At 39.0% G+C, this 18,963-nt stretch carries 18 protein-coding genes; 16 read left to right on the top strand and 2 right to left on the bottom strand.

The genetic code is table 11. The features are described from left to right. Nucleotides 1–23 precede the first annotated feature (23 nt). The 12 genes from folD to MHB44_RS13625 all read left to right on the top strand — a co-directional run bounded on the left by folD (nucleotide 24) and on the right by MHB44_RS13625 (nucleotide 12,740). On the top strand, nucleotides 24–878 hold the full coding sequence (gene folD / locus MHB44_RS13680) for a bifunctional methylenetetrahydrofolate dehydrogenase/methenyltetrahydrofolate cyclohydrolase FolD (protein WP_341299606.1): 855 nt from the start codon (nucleotides 24–26) through the stop codon (nucleotides 876–878). 126 nt (nucleotides 879–1,004) lie between these two features. Further along, on the top strand, nucleotides 1,005–1,820 hold the full coding sequence (locus MHB44_RS13675) for an undecaprenyl-diphosphate phosphatase (RefSeq protein ID WP_341299605.1): 816 nt from the start codon (nucleotides 1,005–1,007) through the stop codon (nucleotides 1,818–1,820). 213 nt (nucleotides 1,821–2,033) lie between these two features. Next, nucleotides 2,034–3,392 carry an exodeoxyribonuclease VII large subunit gene (gene xseA / locus MHB44_RS13670; RefSeq protein WP_341299604.1) on the top strand — a complete coding sequence of 453 codons (1,359 nt, stop codon included), beginning with the start codon at nucleotides 2,034–2,036 and terminating at the stop codon, nucleotides 3,390–3,392. Further along, complete coding sequence (locus MHB44_RS13665) at nucleotides 3,389–3,622, top strand: exodeoxyribonuclease VII small subunit (RefSeq protein WP_341299603.1); 234 nt, start codon at nucleotides 3,389–3,391, stop codon at nucleotides 3,620–3,622. The genes xseA and MHB44_RS13665 overlap by 4 nt, the downstream gene beginning before the upstream one ends. 3 nt (nucleotides 3,623–3,625) lie before the next feature. After that, nucleotides 3,626–4,507: a polyprenyl synthetase family protein gene (locus MHB44_RS13660; protein ID WP_341299602.1), complete on the top strand. Its 882-nt coding sequence runs from the start codon at nucleotides 3,626–3,628 to the stop codon at nucleotides 4,505–4,507. Between the two features lie 164 nt (nucleotides 4,508–4,671). Beyond that, nucleotides 4,672–6,573, top strand: coding sequence for a 1-deoxy-D-xylulose-5-phosphate synthase (gene dxs / locus MHB44_RS13655; protein WP_341299601.1), 1,902 nt, complete (start codon nucleotides 4,672–4,674; stop codon nucleotides 6,571–6,573). Further along, on the top strand, nucleotides 6,573–7,391 hold the full coding sequence (locus MHB44_RS13650) for a TlyA family RNA methyltransferase (protein ID WP_341299600.1): 819 nt from the start codon (nucleotides 6,573–6,575) through the stop codon (nucleotides 7,389–7,391). Before dxs ends, MHB44_RS13650 begins: the two co-directional genes overlap by 1 nt. A gap of 100 nt (nucleotides 7,392–7,491) precedes the next feature. Beyond that, a complete protein-coding gene (gene argR / locus MHB44_RS13645) occupies nucleotides 7,492–7,941 on the top strand; it encodes a transcriptional regulator ArgR (RefSeq protein ID WP_053994451.1) in 450 nt (149 codons plus the stop codon). A gap of 34 nt (nucleotides 7,942–7,975) precedes the next feature. After that, the gene (gene recN / locus MHB44_RS13640; protein WP_341299599.1) at nucleotides 7,976–9,667 is read left to right on the top strand and encodes a DNA repair protein RecN; all 1,692 of its coding nucleotides are present in this window, start codon (nucleotides 7,976–7,978) and stop codon (nucleotides 9,665–9,667) included. A gap of 122 nt (nucleotides 9,668–9,789) precedes the next feature. Beyond that, nucleotides 9,790–10,737 carry a SpoIVB peptidase S55 domain-containing protein gene (locus MHB44_RS13635; RefSeq protein ID WP_341299598.1) on the top strand — a complete coding sequence of 316 codons (948 nt, stop codon included), beginning with the start codon at nucleotides 9,790–9,792 and terminating at the stop codon, nucleotides 10,735–10,737. 397 nt (nucleotides 10,738–11,134) lie between these two features. Beyond that, nucleotides 11,135–11,926: a sporulation transcription factor Spo0A gene (spo0A, locus tag MHB44_RS13630; RefSeq protein ID WP_341299597.1), complete on the top strand. Its 792-nt coding sequence runs from the start codon at nucleotides 11,135–11,137 to the stop codon at nucleotides 11,924–11,926. 502 nt (nucleotides 11,927–12,428) lie between these two features. Next, entirely contained in the window at nucleotides 12,429–12,740 is a 312-nt protein-coding gene (locus MHB44_RS13625) for a hypothetical protein (RefSeq protein ID WP_341299596.1), read from the top strand. Nucleotides 12,741–13,136: 396 nt separating this feature from the next. Here the strand turns inward: MHB44_RS13625 and MHB44_RS13620 are convergent, their stop codons facing one another. Then, on the bottom strand, nucleotides 13,137–14,024 hold the full coding sequence (locus tag MHB44_RS13620) for a glycine betaine ABC transporter substrate-binding protein (RefSeq protein ID WP_341299595.1): 888 nt from the start codon (nucleotides 14,022–14,024) through the stop codon (nucleotides 13,137–13,139). Between the two features lie 281 nt (nucleotides 14,025–14,305). Between MHB44_RS13620 and MHB44_RS13615 the strand changes: the two genes are divergently transcribed. The 3 genes from MHB44_RS13615 to MHB44_RS13605 all read left to right on the top strand — a co-directional run bounded on the left by MHB44_RS13615 (nucleotide 14,306) and on the right by MHB44_RS13605 (nucleotide 17,113). Further along, nucleotides 14,306–14,497: a hypothetical protein gene (locus MHB44_RS13615; RefSeq protein WP_341299594.1), complete on the top strand. Its 192-nt coding sequence runs from the start codon at nucleotides 14,306–14,308 to the stop codon at nucleotides 14,495–14,497. Between the two features lie 323 nt (nucleotides 14,498–14,820). Further along, complete coding sequence (locus tag MHB44_RS13610; protein ID WP_341299593.1) at nucleotides 14,821–16,392, top strand: FapA family protein; 1,572 nt, start codon at nucleotides 14,821–14,823, stop codon at nucleotides 16,390–16,392. After that, nucleotides 16,385–17,113, top strand: a complete 729-nt coding sequence (locus tag MHB44_RS13605) for a glycerophosphodiester phosphodiesterase (RefSeq protein ID WP_341299592.1) — start codon at nucleotides 16,385–16,387, stop codon at nucleotides 17,111–17,113. The genes MHB44_RS13610 and MHB44_RS13605 overlap by 8 nt, the downstream gene beginning before the upstream one ends. Before the next feature lie 47 nt (nucleotides 17,114–17,160). Here the strand turns inward: MHB44_RS13605 and MHB44_RS13600 are convergent, their stop codons facing one another. Beyond that, a complete protein-coding gene (locus MHB44_RS13600) occupies nucleotides 17,161–17,397 on the bottom strand; it encodes a DUF2627 family protein (protein ID WP_341299591.1) in 237 nt (78 codons plus the stop codon). Nucleotides 17,398–17,781: 384 nt separating this feature from the next. Here MHB44_RS13600 and MHB44_RS13595 point away from each other — a divergent pair, with 384 nt between their 5' ends. Then, nucleotides 17,782–18,876, top strand: coding sequence for a Glu/Leu/Phe/Val dehydrogenase (locus tag MHB44_RS13595; RefSeq protein WP_341299590.1), 1,095 nt, complete (start codon nucleotides 17,782–17,784; stop codon nucleotides 18,874–18,876). Nucleotides 18,877–18,963 lie beyond the last annotated feature (87 nt).

Genomic DNA, 18,963 nt, shown 5'->3' with positions numbered 1-18,963 from the left:
ATTGGAAGGAGTAACGAGGGTTTATGTCGAGTACAATTATTAATGGTAAAGAAATTGGTCAAGAAATTCGTCATGCTGTAGCGGAGCGCGTTAAGCGTTTAAAGGAACAAGGGGTAACACCTGGCTTAGCGGTTGTCTTAGTTGGAGATAACCAAGCCTCGGCTACATATGTGAGAAATAAACAGAAATCTTGTGAAGCGATTGGTATGTTTTCCGAGCTTGTGAAACTACCAGAGGCAACGACACAAGAAGAATTGTTAACACAAATTCAATTACTCAATCAACGTGAAGATATTCATGGTATTTTAGTACAATTGCCGCTTCCAAAACATATTGATGAGGACACAGTGATTGCAACGATTGCTGTTGAGAAGGATGTTGATGGCTTCTCCCCTGTTAGTGTCGGGAAAATGATGCTTGGCCAAGAAACATTTTTACCTTGTACACCATTTGGCGTGATGAAGCTTCTTGAGTATTCAGGAATTGAAATTGCAGGGAAGCATGCGGTGATCGTAGGGCGCAGTCATATCGTTGGTAAGCCAATGGGACAACTCTTATTACAAAAAGATGCAACGGTTACGTATACGCATTCTAAAACGCCAGATTTACCTTCCTTTACAAAGCAAGCGGATATATTAATTGCCGCTGTGGGACGTGCTAACTTTATTACAAAAGAGCATATCAAAGAAGGGGCGGTTGTCATTGATGTGGGCATTAATCGCGATGATAATAATAAGCTTTGTGGTGATGTAAACTTTGCAGAAGTAGAGGATATTGCCTCTGCTATCACTCCTGTACCAGGCGGTGTTGGCCCAATGACCATCACCATGTTACTATTCAATACCGTGCAAGCTGCTGAAAATACGCTTGCTAATTAAATGGAAAAGGCCATCTCCACATCAATGTGAGATGGCTTTTTTTAAAGGAATCTCTTTCAGAACTTTTATGCTACTTTTGACGTCTAATGTAACGTTTGGCACATACATAGTTAGAAGGAGGTTTTTATGGAAAACATTGATATTGTGTTAATTATGAAGCATATCATTATTGGTCTTGTCCAGGGCTTTACAGAGCCAATTCCTGTATCATCGAGTGGGCATGTGATGATTGCCAGCGAAATACTTGGACTTGGTGAGCAAGGCTTTACCTTTGCCATTTTAACCAATACAGCATCATTATTCGCTATTATTTATATTTATCGTGAGGATATTATGCGTCTTCTCACACATTTTTTCCTTTATCTAAAGACGCGGGAAAAGCGTTATCTTGCTGATTTTCGTTTTGCTTTGTATATCATCATTGGCTCGATTCCAGCAGGCGTTTTAGGCGTGTTATTAAGCGATGTTATTGCGGATAATGTCAGTATGACAACCATTGCTTTTATGTTATTTGTCACAGGAATTGCATTATGGTTAATTCGTAATAGGCATGGCAAGAAAAAAGATGCGGATTTACGTGTCAAGGATGCCATTATTGTAGGACTGGGGCAAGCGGTTGCTTTAACACCGGGTATTAGCCGATCAGGCGCCACGATTATTTCAGCTATTGCAGTAGGGATGAAGCAGGATACAGCCTTGCGTTTCTCCTTTATGCTTTATATTCCTGTGAGTTTAGGTGGAGTTGTGCTTGGCATTACAGATTTTTTAGAGGAGCCTAATAAAGGTGCATTAGCGCTTCCGTATACAGCTACTTTTATTGCCACACTGCTGATGACGTATTTTGCCATGCGCTGGTTTATGGGGATTATGAAAAGTGGCAAACTTAGCTACTTTACCTATTATTGTTTTATTATAGGCACGCTTATATTATTATTTTATTGAAAGATAAAGCCTCATAACCAATGTTGTTATGAGGCTTTCTTATGTATTATAACCATTAGAATATGTACGAATATGCTATAGTTGTTTTTTATTCATATATAAGATCGCCATTTTTTCTAGCAAAACTGTATTTTGACACGTCAACAACCATAAAAAATGGTATGATAGGTGTAGTTTTGCGAAAAACTTGATTTTAGTAAAGGAGCCGAAAATATGTCCTCTGCTTCTTATTTAACAGTAAAAGCATTAACAAAATATATTAAACGAAAATTTGATGCGGACCCACATTTACGTGAAGTGTATGTGAAGGGAGAGCTATCAAATGTTAAGCTTCATCAATCCGGCCATATTTACTTTACATTAAAGGATGATGGGGCACGGATTGCGGCTACAATGTTTAAAACGGCGGCTGCCAAATTAGCGTTTGAACCAAAGGAAGGCATGCAAGTATTTATTCGTGGGGATGTAAACGTTTACGAAAGCTATGGAACCTATCAGCTCTACGTACAGGAAATGCAGCCTGATGGCATTGGGAGCTTATTTGTTGCCTTCAATCAATTAAAAGAGCAATTACAAAAAGAAGGGCTGTTCAAACCGGAGTGGAAGCAACCGATACCAACGTTTCCAGAAACAATTGGTGTGTTAACATCGACAACAGGAGCGGCGATTCGAGATATTTGTACAACGCTAAAAAGACGTTATCCGCTTGCTAATGTGTTGATTTATCCGACACTTGTGCAAGGAGCGCAAGCGGCACCAAATATTGTGCAAAATATTAGACGTGCCAATCGAGAGGCAAACTGTGACGTGTTGATTGTAGGCCGTGGTGGAGGTTCGATTGAGGACTTATGGGCTTTTAATGAAGAGATGGTGGCACGCGCTATTTTTGAAAGTCAAATTCCTATTATTAGCGCAGTCGGTCATGAAACAGATACGACGATTGCCGATTATGTAGCTGATTTACGTGCGCCTACACCAACGGCAGCCGCTGAGATGACTGTACCAGATCAAGCAGAACTATACCAGCGTGTGCTTGCGCAAAAATCACAGCTTCATCAACTAATGAGGTCGCAACTTATGGCTGAACGACAGCGTCTAAATAAGCTCCAACAGTCCTATCCATTATCAATGCCAGAAAGACTTTATCGACCATTCACGGAAAGATTGGCACAGCTTGAGTCTGGATTACAAACAGCCATGCAGGTGGATTTAATGAAGAAAGCCGGACAGCTCCAACAGTTGTATAGTACGGTGGAGCAGCATTCACCCAAAAAAGCACTTGCTTTCCATCAACGGGAGCTTGAGGCGCGTATCCAACAATTAACACGTGCTACAACATACTATGTGGCGAAGCAGCAGCAACAGTTTGAGGCAACGGTTAGAACACTGGAAGCTTTGAATCCACTATCTATTTTAACACGAGGCTTTACAGTAGCTTCTAAAGACCAACAGGTGATTAAATCAGCTACTGAGGTGCAAAAGCAGGATCAATTGACACTGACCTTCCATGATGGAAAGGTTATAGCTAAAGTGACGAATATCTTACCAAAGAATGAGGGGGAATCGTTGTGACAGAAAAACAACAAACGTTTGCCGAAGCGATGACAGCACTAGAAGAAATTGTTCGTCAGCTAGAACAAGGTGATGTGCCATTGGAAAATGCAATTGATTTATATAAGCAGGGAATGGAACTATCGAAGTTTTGTCATCATAAGCTGCAACATGCAGAGGAGCAATTAGTATCCATTGTGCAAGAAAATGGTGAGACAACAGCATTTGATCCAGCAAAGGGAGAGAGCTAGCGAATGAATGAATCATTAAAATATTTTATTGAAAGCAATACACCACAAATTGAAGAAACAATGTTTGCACTGGTTGAAAAAATAGAGGCTCCAGCTAATTTAAAGGAATCAATGCTGTATTCTTTAAAGGCTGGTGGCAAGCGAATTCGTCCACTTTTTGTAGTGGCTGTACTGGAATTGTATCGTAAAAATTTGCAGGATGGCTTAATAGCAGGCGCTGTGATTGAAATTATTCATACGTATTCTTTAATTCATGATGATTTACCAAGCATGGATAATGACGATTTTAGAAGAGGGAAGCCAACGAATCACAAAATATATGGAGAGGCGCTGGCTACGCTTGCTGGTGATGCATTAAATACGCTGGCATTTGGTATTTTAGCACGTATGGATATTTCTGCTAAAAAGCGTATTGAACTTGTCGAACTATTAAGCGTTGCGGCAGGAGGAGAAGGTATGGTTGGCGGGCAGGTGCTTGATATGGGTGGTGAGCAGCGCCAGCTTACCTTAGCAGAGCTTGAGCAGGTGCATGTCAATAAAACAGGCGCGCTATTGCGATTTAGTATTGAAGCAGGTGCAGTACTAGCGGATGCCTCAGCACAAGATCGGGCAACATTAAAAGAATATGCCCATCATATCGGGCTAGCTTTCCAAATTCAAGATGATATTTTAGATATTGAGGGGACAACAGAAGAACTTGGTAAGACAGCTGGAAAGGATGTGGCGAGTGATAAAAGCACATATCCAGCTCTTTTAACGTTGGAGGGAGCAAAAGAAAAGCTGGCGGAGCATTATCACCATGCCATTCATGCGCTTGACCAATTACCGATCAATACAAGCTTATTGCGTGATTTTGCATCCTATATTGTTCATCGTAAAAACTAAGAGAAAATCAAGGCGTTGAGGGAAAAGAATGTGCTAGAATAGGTGAGAACGTTTGCAAAAAGCTAAACAATAAAGTGCTCGGACTTTTAGCATATTGATAACACTGTTATAATGGTGGAAACACAATTACGGTGAATATTTTATTGAAAAGGTGTGTGAGAAAGGTGGATTTAAATAAAATAACTAGTCCATCCTTTTTAAAAAACTTAGATAAGAAGGAGCTTGAGCAGCTTGCCCAAGATATACGTACCTTCTTAATCGAAAAATGTTCTGTCACAGGTGGGCATATCGGGCCGAATTTAGGCGTAGTTGAATTAACGATCATGCTGCATAAAATGTTTGACAGTCCAAAGGATAAGTTTTTGTGGGATGTGGGCCACCAAGCTTACGTGCATAAAATTTTAACAGGCCGTGCGAGTCAATTTGACACACTACGTCAGTTCAAAGGGCTTTGTGGATTTCCAAAGCGCGTGGAGAGTGAACATGATGAGTGGGAAACAGGTCATAGCTCGACGTCCTTATCAGCAGCCATGGGTATGGCGGCAGCACGTGATATTAAGCAAGACAAAAACTTTGTTATTCCCATTATTGGAGATGGTGCATTAACAGGGGGGATGGCGCTGGAGGCTTTAAATCATATTGGCCATGCGAAAACGAATATGATTGTGATCTTGAATGATAATGAAATGTCGATTGCGCCAAATGTTGGTGCATTACACAATGTATTAGGTCGTTTACGTACAGCGAAGGAATACTCCAAAGCGAAGGAAGAGCTAGAATCATTAATTAATAAAATTCCTGTGCTTGGTGGCAAGCTTGCATCAACAGCGGAGCGTTTAAAGGATAGCCTGAAATATTTAGTAGTGTCAGGTGTATTTTTTGAGGAGTTAGGCTTTAAATATTTAGGACCTATTGATGGGCATGATTTTGAGGCACTGGAAATGACTTTATCACATGCGAAAAAAGTGAGAGGGCCAGTCCTTGTGCATGTTATTACGAAAAAAGGTAAGGGCTATAAACCTGCTGAAGATGATACAATTGGTAACTGGCATGGGACAGGACCATATAAAATTGACAATGGGGCGTTTGTAAAATCAACGACAAAAGGACCAGCATGGAGTAGCTTAATCGCAGAGACAGTTCGTAAAATTGCCCATGAGGATGAACGAATTGTAACGATTACGCCTGCTATGCCTGTTGGATCGAAATTGCAGGGTATTCAACAGGATTTTCCAAATCGTTTCTTTGATGTAGGAATTGCTGAACAACATGCGGCAACAATGGCAGCAGGGCTCGCTACGCAAAAAATGAAGCCATTTTTAGCGATTTACTCAACATTCCTACAACGTGCATATGACCAAGTGCTCCACGATATTGCTCGTCCAAACTTAAATGTATTTATCGGCATTGATCGAGCGGGCTTGGTTGGAGCAGATGGTGAAACACATCAAGGTGTCTTTGATATTGCTTTTCTACGCCATATTCCAAACATGACCATTATGATGCCAAAGGATGAAAACGAAGGCCAGCATATGGTGAAAACGGCGATTGATTACGATGGTGGTCCAATTGCGCTCAGATATCCACGTGGTAATGGCATTGGTGTGCCATTGGATGAGGAGCTTGTTGCTTTACCAATCGGTAGCTGGGAAGTATTACGTGAGGGGAAAGACGGTGCTATTTTAACCTTTGGTACAACAATTCCAATGGCAATAGCCGCTGCGGATATGTTAGCGCAACAAGGTATTGATATTGAAGTCGTGAATGCGCGCTTTATCAAGCCGATGGATGAGGAGATGCTACACCGCATTTTATCCAGCCGTAAACCGATTTTAACGATTGAAGAAGCTGTTTTACAAGGCGGATTTGGTAGCGGGGTATTAGAGTTTGCTCACGACCATGGCTATCTCCATGCATTAATTGATCGTATGGGTATTCCAGATCAATATATTGAGCATGGCGATGTCAACCAGCTGCTTGCGGAAATTCATATGACAGCAGAGGATACAGTGGCACGTATGCACGTATTACTTCAACAAAAACAGCAAGTAGGTTTGAATAAATAATGACAAAACAACCAAAAGAACGCGTAGACCTTTTACTGGTAGAGCGTGGATTGTGTGAAACGAGAGAGAAAGCAAAGCGCTCCATTATGGCAGGACTTGTTTTTTCAAATGAAATTCGCATCGATAAGGCAGGCGAAAAAATTGCTATTGATGCCCCGTTACAAGTAAAGGGTTCTGATTTAAAATATGTAAGTCGTGGTGGCCTAAAGCTGGAAAAGGCACTACAAATTTTTGATATGTCTGTTGAAGGGAAGCTAATGCTCGATATTGGCTCCTCAACAGGCGGCTTTACGGATTGTGCCTTACAGCATGGTGCAAGACATTGCTATGCTCTTGATGTGGGTTCTAACCAATTAGCATGGAAAATTCGATCCGATGAACGCGTTACTGTTATGGAGAAGACGAATTTCCGCTATACAACTGCCGCAGATTTAACAGAGGGTTTACCCGATTTTGCAACAATAGATGTTAGCTTTATTTCATTATCGTTAATTTTACCTGTGTTAAAAACATTGCTGCTGCCAGGGGGCGATGTGATGGCATTGGTGAAGCCTCAATTTGAAGCAGGCAAAGAGAACGTTGGTAAAAAAGGGATTGTCCGCGATAAAAAGGTGCATCTTGAAGTGCTTGAAAAGACGGCTGCTATGGCAACAGCACTTGGCTTTGTGGTGAAAGATGCTTCTTTTTCTCCCATAACAGGTGGGGAAGGAAATATTGAATTTTTATTCCATTTAGTGAATCCAGGTGATGCAGAGGATACTCCAGCATATACAACTTTTAATGCACTTGTCGAAGAAGCGCATAATACCTTGAAATAACACGTGCTCACACAAAGAGCCGTGTTTTTTCTTGTGCTTTTTTGTTGAAAATGGTAGTGTAAATATACATATACTTAATTATTTATAAGAGGTGACGGCCATGAATAAAAGCCAAAGACATATACGAATTCGGGATATTATTGCCAATCATGAGATTGAAACACAGGATGATTTAGTCGATTTTTTAAAGGAAGCAGGCTATAATGTGACACAGGCAACCGTATCACGCGATATTAAAGAGCTGCATTTGGTGAAAGTGCCATTACAGGATGGACGTTATAAATATAGCTTGCCCGCTGACCAACGATTCAATCCTATGCAAAAATTACATCGTGCATTGGCAGATGCCTTTGTCAGCATTGATGGGGCATCGCATTTTTTAGTGATGAAGGCTCTTCCGGGGAATGCCAATGCCATCGCATCATTGCTTGACCATTTAGATTGGCCAGAAATTTTAGGCACAATTTCTGGGGACGATACGATTTTAATTATTTGTCGAGATGAAAATGAACGTGAAAATACAAAAAAACGTTTATTAGATATGCTGTAAAATAGCGGGGAATTTAATTCAGAGGTGACATTTTGTGTTAAGAGAGCTTAGTATTCGAAACTTTGCCATCATTGAGGATTTGACCGTTAGTTTTTCAGAAGGTTTAACTGTATTAACAGGTGAAACGGGTGCGGGGAAATCCATTATTATAGATGCTGTCCATTTACTTGCTGGTGGACGTGGCAATTCTGAATTTATTCGTCATGGCGCAAGAAAAGCAGAATTAGGTGGCTTATTTCAAATTTCAAGTACAGATCATCCTGTTCTTAGAAAACTAGAGGAGGCTGGTATTGAAATAGAGGAGGACACCATTATTTTACGTCGTGATCTCAATGATTCAGGTAAAAGTATTTGCCGTGTCAATGGTAAGCTTGTACCATTATCGGTACTAAGGGAGATTGGAGCCAGCTTAATTGATATTCATGGTCAGCATGAAAATCAAGAGCTAATGGATGAGAAGCAACATATTCACTTACTTGATCATTTTGCAGAGGAGCAACTTGCGTCCGTTCAAATAGTGTATAGTGCACAGTATGAGGAATACCGTCTGCTTAAAAAGGAATTAGCTTCCATTTCAATCGATGAGCAATTAATGGCACAGCGGATTGATTTGTATCAATTTCAAATAAAGGAGCTAGAGGAAGCCAATTTAAAGCTTGGCGAGGAAGACGAGCTTCTGGATGAGCGTCGCCGTCTCATGAATTTTAATAAAATTTTTGAACGCTCTAGTGCAGCCTATGAAGCCATCCAAGGGGAGTCAAAGGGTCTTGATTGGATTGGCAATGCCATGGGTGCATTAGAAGACGCAGCCACTGTTGATGAGCAATTTAAAGAGGCCTCTGAAGCCGTGACAACTGCCTTTTATGCTTTACAGGATGCCGCTTATCAGGTTAAAAATGCTTTAGATGAATTAGAGTTTGATCCTGCTCGTTTAAATGATGTAGAGCAACGTCTAGCCTTACTGCAAAATTTAAAGCGCAAGTATGGTTCAACGGTGGCAGAGATTTTAGCCTATTATGAAAAAATTAAAACAGAGTTAAATAAGCTGCTGAATCGTGATGAAATTTTGCAGGTAAAAGAGCGTAGAGTAGTGGAAATGGAAGCGGTATTAAATGAGCTAGCCACACAGCTTTCAACAGTACGGAAAGCAGCTGCCCAACAGTTAAGTGAGGCAATTATGGCAGAGCTACGTGAATTACATATGGAAAAGGCAAAATTTATTGTTAATTTCGAGGAATTATCCTATTTCGATGCCAATGGTAGGGATCTAATTGTTTTCTATATCTCTACAAATGTGGGAGAACCACCAAAATCCTTACCGAAAATTGCATCGGGAGGAGAATTATCACGAATGATGCTGGCACTAAAAACAATTTTTTCTTCTTCTAATGGTATTACCTCCATTATTTTTGATGAAGTGGACACAGGTGTTAGCGGTCGAGTGGCGCAAGCAATTGCTGAAAAAATTGCGGCAATTTCCATTAATTCGCAAGTTTTATGTATTTCCCATTTACCACAAGTCGCTGCAATGGCGGATCATCATTATTTTATTAAAAAAGAAGTCGAACATGATCGAACATTTACATCTTTAGCGGAAATTGATCAACATGCACGAATTGAAGAGGTCAGTCGTATGATGTCTGGGGCAGAAATTACCGATCTAACCCTACAACATGCTACAGAGCTTTTAACAATGGCGGAAGAACGCAAAAAACAATTACGTTAATATGAATCCCAAAAGCAGTGGAAGCTGTTTTTGGGTTTTTTCATTTTGCGCAAATATTTACCGCTTATAAGAATGACACAACAACACATAGTAAAAAGACAAAAATGAAAAGGAGGTGTCGTATGAATCGTCGTTGGCGTCAATTAGTCATTTTGCCTATGCTCATCTTTTTATTTATGACGCCCATTCAAGCTTCTGCGGCTAAAAAGCTCATTCCGATGGGGGAAGCAATTGGCATTCAGCTTCAATTATCACATGTATTTGTCGCACATGATGTACTACTGGCTTCCAATCAGTGGATGAAGGGAGGCGCTGTTATTGAAAAAATCAATAATATACCTGTAAAAACATTGGCTGATGCCAAACAAGCTATTGCGCAACAAGGACAGCAGCAATGGACGATTAATAGTGAAGGCAAACAAATTACACTGGCATTACAAAACCAAGAAGCAGAGCATGTCATTTCCTTTTTAAAAGATGAAACAGATGGAGTAGGGACATTGACGTATATTGATCCAGAGACAAAAAATTATGGTGCACTTGGTCATCAAATTATCGATTCAACCCTACAAGAGGCCCCGGTATTTAAAGCAGGTTCCATTTTTTTAGCTTCGATTCAACAAATTCGTAAAAGCACACCAGGTCAACCTGGCTATAAAATATCCTCCATTGAAAAACATCAAGAGCGGCTAGGCAGCATCGATAAAAATACGGTTTATGGTATTTTTGGCCGCTGGGAAGAGAGCTATCAACAAAGATTACCCAAAGCCATTGAAATTATGCATGAAAAAGATATAAAACTTGGAAAAGCAGAAATTTACACAGCCATAGAAGGCAGTAAGGTAGAAACCTTTTCCATTGAAATTACAAAACTTGACAATGAACGCCTTGAATTTATCGTATCTGACGATAAGCTTATTGCAAAAACAGGTGGTATTTTGCAGGGAATGAGTGGTAGTCCTATTATACAAGATGGACGTTTTGTGGGTGCTGTGACACATATGTTTGTGGAGGAGCCTAAAAAAGGAGCAGCGCTAACTGTAGCAGAAATGTTACGCAAGTCCTCATAAGAGAGGATGCATGGCAAAAATCCGCTTTATGTTCTGTGGAGAAAATCGCATAATAGGCCCTTGATTTCTATCTTGCTTTTTTCCGCAGAAAACATCGCGGATTTTTGCCTTTATTCATTCTTTTACCAAATATATTCCAAGTTGACAGGATAATTAAAAAACTGTAGTTTTATTTTACTTTTTTATCTAAAATAAGGGATAGGGACATTCGACAAATTGCCATTCTTTAGCGTAACTTGTCGATATAAAAAGAAAGTATCAGACTACATACTCATTTTTGAAAATAGAAAAGGTTTTTAAAGCAAAAATGTCGAAAATTTCACAGTGTGCCAAAAAGGCATTAGGGGATAGTTATCGCTTTGAACGGTTCAAAGCAAGTCCAGAAGGAGGAATTGGGATGACAAAAATAAAAGTAGCGATTGCAGATGATAATCGTGAGTTATTAAAAACAATGGAACAATATTTTCAGGGACATTCAGAAATAGAAATTATAGCAACTGCTTCAAATGGAAAAGTTTGTCTTCAAATGCTGGAGGAATTTACGCCAGATATTTTGCTTCTCGACATTATAATGCCCCATCTCGATGGGTTAGCGGTATTAGAGGCCATGTACCAAAATGAAAAAATGGCAGCCATTCAAGTCATTATGCTAACTGCTTTTGGTCAGGAAGATGTCATGAAGCAGGCAGTCGAATTAGGAGCCTCCTACTTTATGCTAAAGCCATTTGAATTCGATCAATTGGTGCAAAAGATTTTACACTGTGCAGGACAAAAGGCGACACTTCCAAAGAAATCAAGCGTCTTACAGCCAGCAGCGCCTCAAAAATTAAACCAACATCAGTTAGACAGTACAATTACAGCAATTATTAAAGAAATTGGTGTACCTGCACATATTAAAGGGTACTCTTATTTGCGTGAAGCTATTCAAATGGTATTTGAGGATATTGAGCTACTCGGCTCTGTCACAAAAATTTTATATCCAGAAATCGCGAAAAAGTTCAACACCACACCATCACGAGTTGAACGTGCCATTCGTCATGCCATCGAGGTTGCCTGGAATCGAGGAAACTATGAATCGATCTCATCCATGTTTGGCTACACAGTCCACCATCTAAAGTCTAAGCCAACCAATTCCGAGTTCATCGCCATGATTGCTGATAAAATTCGCATTGATATGATGGCTAGTTAAGTGTATAAAGCATTCATATATAAGGGTTTGAAGTCTATTGGTAAGGCTTTTGTATAGAATTATATACCTTTAAATACTTAAAAAGGCTATAAATAACGAATGATATATGCGTAAATTCACACACTTCCCGTTTATCCGTTTATAAAACAGGCTGAATAGGAGGTGTGTTTTTTTACATGAAAAATAGATAATTGCATATTGGATGGGGCTGCCAAATAATTTTTGGAAAAGACATTAAAAAAGCTATGAGTGGATATTTATATAAATGTTGATCACTACGTTTGATAGAAGGGAAAAATTAAAAAAACTTCTTGGATACGACCATAGCCAATTATAAAGTATGCTTTCATTCCTGTGTCACAGCATATAAAATTATTGAGAAGGCTCTAGTTGTTTATTTTTTTATACAACTAGCGTTTAGACCCATAATACACATATAGTCCACTACAGCTTTATATGATATAATTTAACAACATAATTTTATGGTGGAGGAGGGATAAGGGTGGACAAGGGTGAGTTTCATACATTAGTTAACATGTTGAGCGAGATGCAAGAAGGCCTGAAGGAATTAAAGATTACAGTAGATAAGCTCGAGGTGAAAGTTGATAAGCTTGAGGCGAAAGTTGATAGCCAAGGCGAGAAGTTAGATAAGCTCGAGGCGAAGGTTAACAAGCTTGAAACGAAAGTTGATAGTCAAAGTGAGAAGTTAGATAAGCTTGAGGTGAAAGTTGATAGCCAAGGTGTAAAATTAGATAGACTTGAGGCAAAAGTTGATGTTATTATGCAGCAAACAGCAAAAAATACAGAAATGTAACCGCAGCTTATAGAAACAACGAAACTGGCAAAAAAAGTAATGTTTGAAGTTGAGTTATTAAAAAACTATTTGAATAATTAATCGATAATATCAAAAATCCATTAGATGTAGAGAGTGTGTGCTATAGGATAAACTTGGTTGATAATTATCAAGTAGTTCAATATCCTTTTATTAAAGGAAAGTCATCGTCTAAATTCCAGCTAATAAAATCTGACTTTATTGTTAGAAAGGCAAGCTGCGTACATAAATAAGAAATTTTCCTTATTTTGCTAAGTTTAAATGATAATATTGTATTGTTTTCTAAAAATAGGATGTACAATTTACTATTTTTTAAACAAAAATCCATATATGCTGAGTAAGTGTCAGCATATATGGATTTTTCTGTTTTAGCATGGTTTATTTTGCTTCAAGTTCTTCAATAGAATCAATATCTACATATGTTGGTACAGCTAAGCCAGAGCGTGCGCCTTCCATATTTGGTCCTAAGTCGATCACGTTGTCTTTGTGCTGCTCATAGAAGGTTTTATGTGTCATTGGTAGCCAAGGGGCAACCGTAACATCAGCAGAATCCATCGCAACTGCTTGGAACATGATAGCTGGATCGACTTCTGTTAGCTCGACGTTATAGCCTTGTTCGGTTAAGACATATTTGATGACATTGGACGAGGCTTGTTCAGATTCCCACGGGACAGAAACGACGCGAATGGTTTCGCCATCGACTTTTTCTGTGCCTGCTAGCCATTCATTGACCTTCTCCTGATTATTTGTGACCCAATTCTCAGCCGCTTCCTCAAATGAAGATTTTTCTGCCTCTGCCATCACAGCCTGCATGTCTTCTACATCCCACTGAAAAGCATCTAAAATTTTATAGGCATTTGGCATATCCTTATCAAGGCCAAGTCTTGCAAGGGTATGAATGTTTTCCGTTCCACCATAAACATTTTTAGGGTCATCTAAAAATTTTAAATCAAATTCTTCAAACATCCAGTGCGGTGTCCAGCCTGTCACGACAATTGGCTCCTCGTTCTTGATAGCCTCATCCAAAAGAATGAGCATCCCCGCTGTGGAACTTTCTTCAATATCCCAGCCTGCTAAATTCTCATATCCATCTAATACTCTATGTGTAGCATCTGTAATACCTGCACCCGGTTCAATGCCAGTCACTGTATAATTAACAGCCTCTCCTACACTATCAGAAACGACTTTTTCTTCTTTATTGCCACATCCCGTTAATAAAAGGGAAAGTGACAAAGTTGACAAAATACCAATCTTTTTTAAATTCATAACATCCTCCTAAAATAAAAATAGTTTTTATGATAAAAGCTCTCTTTTAAAGCTTGTGCTTCATCAAGAGCTTTACATATCTGGTTATTTATAAAGCGTAACATAGAATAAGTAAAGTGACAACTTGTGAATAAAAACAAGTTGTCACTTTAGGCAGAACTTTCATCTTAAATATAATTTTGTAACATCATTTGGATCTCAGATAATAAAAGGGTAGGATGTTGCTAAAGCTCGTATAATAGAGAGTAGCAAACATACTACTACCAAACAGGTGATAACATATGAAAACAGTAAATTTTCAATTAGATGGCATGAATTCTTTAGAATTAACGTATGTGGACAATGATCTATTTGAAGTACGTTTAGCAATAGATGGTCAAATCACTATTTACTATATGTCATATGAGCAAGTGAAGCAGCTTGGTGCTACATTTTACATAGGGACGGCTTTATCCGCATACTTTGACCAATAACGTAGGGATAATATAGTGTTTACATTAGATATAAAGACCTAATTTATTGTAGGGTGAATAATAAAAGGAGATTTTATAACAGGTCAATGATGAATGAGCTGCTTTCATTACCTGAATAGAATAAGTTTAAATTTAAAGTCTTTTTTATTAAAAAGTACAATTCACCTCTAATTAAATGTACCTAATGATAGTGAAAAAATAAAATATTGATAGAGAATTTAATGATTAACTAGTTCTATTTTCTTTCTTGGTAGTGACAATGGTCTCTAAACAAATGTAAGTAGATTGTATATACTTACATATAGAGGGAAGGAGGAGGTAGCTTGATTCTAGTTCGAAATGAAAACTTCGAAATTTCTGAAGAAAACGGCAAGGTATTTATGCTTACTTTTAAGATAGGTTTCCCATTAAAAGAATTTGACAGCATTCTACGTAGTCATCCGCGGCTAAAGTTATCTAATTTTTCAGTATTAAAGACTGTCCTATCCACAGTAAGCACAAGTGCCGTTGAAATTGGACGCTGGCTTCCAAACATAGAAGCTGAGATTGCACGTGATCAAATGTCAGCCTCTGTTGTTATATATGAAACGTATGAATATATTCAGAATCACAAAGAAAAATTAACACAGCAAATTTTAGAAAATATTGAAGAAAGAGGGATTGTTTATGGGATTTTAGATTTCGATATTTCGAAAGCTGAACCCGGAAAAGCATTTTTAATTGCTCAAGGAACGCCACCTATAGCAGGGATGGATGCGCAAATTACATACTTACCTAAACCCGAGAGAAAGCCAGTGATACGTGAAGATGGAAAAGCAGATTATTATGATATGAATTTTATATCAGAAATTTCAGAAGGCTCATGGCTAGGTGAAAAAATCCCTGCAACATTGGGGATGCCAGGCAAAAATGTGCTAGGCGGAGTGATCGCTGCTGTACCAGGACGAGATTTTCCTATCCGTTATGATACAAAATCGGCCTATGAAGTGGAAGAGGACGGAAAAATCGTGATTCGGTCTAAAATTGCGGGTGTTTTAGACGATGTCAAGGGAATGATTGGTGTAAACAGGCATCTCCCTATCCACGGTGATGTCGGCATTGAAACAGGGAATTTAGAATTCAATGGCTCTCTTAGTATTAAAGGAACGGTTACCACTGGCTACACGGTGATTGCCACTGGTGATATTTCCATTGATGGCGCAGAAGGTGTCAGTGGAGCCAAGCTAATTAAATCCATTGAGGGGGATGTTTACATTCGTGGAGGCATCTTTGGACTTGGCACAACGATTGTTGAGGCGGGTGGTAATATTTTTGTCAAGCATGTGAATGAAGCAAATTTATTTGCGGCTGATAGTATTCATATTGGTTTTTATGCCCTAGGCTCGCAACTTTCTGCACAATCTATTTTTGTGGACGAACGAAAAGGGAAAATTATTGGTGGACGTACAATAGCGAAAAATACGATTGTTACAGCTATATCAGGTAATCGATTAGAGCGACGAACAGATTTGATTATTGAAAGCGTCAATAAGCAGGAAGGTCATTTACTGGTGCAAGAAAAGGCAGCACAGCTTAAACAAGTGCAGGCAGAAATTTTAGTACATGAGGGAAAAATAAAAGGTATACTACCGATTCTCAATCAACTGTCAAAAGAACAGACGGCTACTTTTGAAGTGACCAAGCAGGCTTTGACAGCATTAAAGGCCGAAGCAGTAACATTGGATCGTGAAATTAAATTACAGATGGAGGAATTGCGTCTTGTGGGAAAAGAGGAGATTATTGTGACGAAGGAAGCACATCCTGGCACATATATTCAAATCGGAAGAAAATCATCCCTGTTAAGTAAAATGACCAATGGTAAATTCCTGGTAGAGTTTGGTGAGCTTAATGTCTAGTCTACCGGCTATTCCTGTCTTTGCACATCGTGGTGCCTCTGCCTATGCGCTGGAGAATACGTTGAAAGCTTTTGATAAGGCACTGGCGCTAGGAGCTGATGGGATTGAATTAGATATTCAATTTTCAAAGGATGGACTGCCCGTTGTGTACCATGATCCACAGTTATCGAGATTGGTAGGTACAAATAAGCTGGTCAGTGATTGCACGCTAGAGGAGCTGCTAGACTTTAAGCTAGGGAAGCCTTGGAGACGCCTTTTTTCATCCTATAAAATGCCCTCCTTTGAGACGGTCTTAGCATGGGCAACCTTGCACCAGATGCCTTTGAATATTGAGCTCAAATCCACTGGGCTTGATCAAACAAGTGCCCTGGTGCGTATGCTGGATGGTTTAGTATTACCAAATGGTAGTCATTTTTCATCTTTTCATTATGAATTGTTGGAAATTGTCAAAAAACAACGACCAAAATATGAAACAGCTCTTATTGCAACGAAAAAAATAAAGTGGGATTTATTGGCTGATTATCGTGCTGCTGATACTGTTCATATGCATAAAAGATATTATAAACCACGCTATTTAGAAGCTTGTGTGCTCAATGACAAAGCCTGTCGTTTTTATGCGATTGATGGCACAGAACAGTTCCTAACTAATCCACATCCTGCTGTGATTGGGTGGATTACAGATTATCCTGATAAAGTTTTAGCAGCACAACAGCGTGCATAAAAATAGCTATCCAGTAAGTCAATATGGACTTATTTGGATAGCTATTTTTATTTTTTTTGGAAGCGAGGCGCTACTTTTCCATTCTTTCTGTCCCGATGCAGTAAAAATCCTGCGAAAAAGCCAAAACCAACAACAAAGAAAATGACACCTACAACAAATTGTAGCCATAAAAATGGGAAAGGCGAGATGAGCTTACCAAATAATGTATCACGCATAAATTTAATGCCACCTGCAGCCATAAGACCTGGAATAAGCATTACAATAAATGCAGCTAAACGGGCCATAGATACCCCTCCTTATTCCTATTATTATTGTACCTGTGGATAGGGGAATGTCAAGGAAGGCCGAGAAGCGACTTCCTCCCTCTACATAAAGGAGTTTTTATAACTGAATATTTAGAAAATTGTTACTTAAACAAGATTATGTAATAATAGTTGCGAAATTGTGAATTTGTCAGTATTGTAAAAATAAGTGGAGCAATATTATCCATTACTAAACAATTTTTTCTACCTATATTGGGGTCTAAACACCTACTAAAAAAGAAAAATCAGCCTTATGATTTTTTATATGTAGCGAGCATGATGCCAGGGAGAAAATAAATTGTTCAATAAAACTTGATTAGGATGGGCATTTGGGGATGCACCTTCCAAAGCAAAGGGGCGAGTTTCATGGAAATCTTCAAGTATATGGAAAAGTATGATTATGAACAATTGGTATTTTGCCAAGATGAAGCATCAGGGTTAAAGGCGGTTATTGCTATCCATGATACAACACTTGGACCAGCACTTGGCGGCGCGCGTATGTGGACATATGCATCTGAGGAAAATGCTATTGAAGATGCTTTACGCTTAGCGCGAGGAATGACTTACAAAAATGCTGCAGCTGGTTTAAACCTTGGCGGCGGAAAAACAGTAATTATTGGTGATCCATTTAAAGATAAAAATGAAGAAATGTTTCGTGCATTAGGCCGTTTTATTCAAGGGCTAAATGGTCGTTATATTACAGCGGAAGATGTTGGAACAACGGTAACAGATATGGATTTAATCCATGAGGAAACAAACTATGTAACAGGTATTTCTCCTGCATTTGGTTCATCAGGCAATCCGTCTCCAGTAACAGCTTATGGCGTTTATCGTGGTATGAAAGCAGCCGCTAAGGAAGCATTCGGTTCAGATTCATTGGAAGGACGAAAAGTGTCTGTACAGGGCCTAGGAAATGTAGCCTACAAGCTTTGCGAGTATTTACATAATGAAGGAGCAAAACTTGTTGTCACAGATATTAATCAGGCAGCAATTGATCGAGTTGTCACTGACTTTGGGGCAATTGCAGTAGCACCTGATGAAATCTATGCACAGGAAGTTGATATCTTTTCTCCTTGTGCATTAGGGGCAATTTTAAATGATGAAACAATTCCACAGTTAAAGGCGAAGGTTGTTGCGGGATCAGCGAATAACCAATTAAAAGATTCACGTCATGGGGATGTTCTTCATGATTTAGGCATTGTTTATGCGCCAGACTATGTGATTAACGCTGGTGGGGTTATTAACGTTGCGGATGAACTATATGGCTATAATCGTGAGCGTGCAATGAAGCGTGTGGATGGGATTTATGATAGCATTGAGAAAATCTTTGCGATATCAAAGCGTGATGGTATCCCAACATATGTGGCAGCCAATCGTTTAGCGGAAGAGCGCATTGCTCGTGTAGCAAAATCTCGCAGCCAATTCTTACAAAATGAAAAAAATATTTTACATGGTCGTTAAAAGATGATGAAGTAAAAAGCACTGATCCAGTGTGATATTTGTCAAAAAATAAAGCGGATTTTTACCATTTATAACGAAATTTTTATG

Origin of the sequence: Lysinibacillus sp. FSL H8-0500 (assembly GCF_038051955.1) — a bacterium.
In the GTDB taxonomy this organism is placed as follows: Bacteria; Bacillota; Bacilli; order Bacillales_A; family Planococcaceae; genus Lysinibacillus; species Lysinibacillus macroides.
Note: the sequence above shows the minus strand (reverse complement) of the source record. Positions and strands in the feature narration are given on the sequence as shown.

Excerpts from the sequence above, each read along its gene's own strand:
- folD (WP_341299606.1), top strand. The coding sequence starts at position 24 with ATGTCGAGTACAATTATTAATGGTAAAGAAATTGGTCAAGAAATTCGT.
- MHB44_RS13675 (WP_341299605.1), top strand. The coding sequence starts at position 1,005 with ATGGAAAACATTGATATTGTGTTAATTATGAAGCATATCATTATTGGT.
- xseA (WP_341299604.1), top strand. The coding sequence starts at position 2,034 with ATGTCCTCTGCTTCTTATTTAACAGTAAAAGCATTAACAAAATATATT.
- MHB44_RS13660 (WP_341299602.1), top strand. The coding sequence starts at position 3,626 with ATGAATGAATCATTAAAATATTTTATTGAAAGCAATACACCACAAATT.
- MHB44_RS13650 (WP_341299600.1), top strand. The coding sequence starts at position 6,573 with ATGACAAAACAACCAAAAGAACGCGTAGACCTTTTACTGGTAGAGCGT.
- argR (WP_053994451.1), top strand. The coding sequence starts at position 7,492 with ATGAATAAAAGCCAAAGACATATACGAATTCGGGATATTATTGCCAAT.
- MHB44_RS13635 (WP_341299598.1), top strand. The coding sequence starts at position 9,790 with ATGAATCGTCGTTGGCGTCAATTAGTCATTTTGCCTATGCTCATCTTT.
- spo0A (WP_341299597.1), top strand. The coding sequence starts at position 11,135 with ATGACAAAAATAAAAGTAGCGATTGCAGATGATAATCGTGAGTTATTA.
- MHB44_RS13620 (WP_341299595.1), bottom strand. The coding sequence starts at position 14,024 with ATGAATTTAAAAAAGATTGGTATTTTGTCAACTTTGTCACTTTCCCTT.
- MHB44_RS13615 (WP_341299594.1), top strand. The coding sequence starts at position 14,306 with ATGAAAACAGTAAATTTTCAATTAGATGGCATGAATTCTTTAGAATTA.
- MHB44_RS13605 (WP_341299592.1), top strand. The coding sequence starts at position 16,385 with ATGTCTAGTCTACCGGCTATTCCTGTCTTTGCACATCGTGGTGCCTCT.
- MHB44_RS13600 (WP_341299591.1), bottom strand. The coding sequence starts at position 17,397 with ATGGCCCGTTTAGCTGCATTTATTGTAATGCTTATTCCAGGTCTTATG.
- MHB44_RS13595 (WP_341299590.1), top strand. The coding sequence starts at position 17,782 with ATGGAAATCTTCAAGTATATGGAAAAGTATGATTATGAACAATTGGTA.